The organism is Bradyrhizobium sp. Ken64 (genome assembly GCF_055807555.1).
In genome coordinates this window covers 1-408 of sequence record NZ_JBVVPA010000088.1, presented here as the reverse complement: position 1 = coordinate 408, position 408 = coordinate 1, and the positions used below count along the sequence as shown (strand labels likewise).

Below are 408 nucleotides of genomic sequence, written 5' to 3'. Positions count from 1 at the left end.
TAGGTCACGCCCGTGATGCTCAGGTTCGACTTGCCGGTCTCGTCGAACACCAGCTTGAGCTGGTCGCCGTTCAGCAGGTTGACGCCGTTGAACGAGGAGTCCTGAGAAGTCGTGTCGATCTGGTTCAGGATGTTGTTGTACTGAGACACCAGGTTCGAACGCGAGGTCTGGGCAACCGTGTCCTGGACGGGGCTGGAAGCCGTCGAGAACGTCAGCGAGGAGGTCAGCGTGCCGCCGATCGAACCACCCGCGGCGCTCGAACCGATCGTCGAGGACGCGTAGTCGTTGGTGGTCGAAACCGTCAGCAGGCCGTTGGCGTCGATCGTCGCCGTCAGGTTGTTGGCCTGAAGCTTCGTGTTGAGCTGATCGAGCGTCTTGACCGTGCCGTTGGTGCCGTCGCCGAAGGTG

The 408-nt window shown here is 61.8% G+C and carries 1 pseudogene; it reads right to left on the bottom strand.

From position 1 onward, the window contains the following. Positions 1–408 (bottom strand): annotated as a pseudogene (locus AC0L2F_RS35765) (DUF1522 domain-containing protein); the annotation flags it as partial.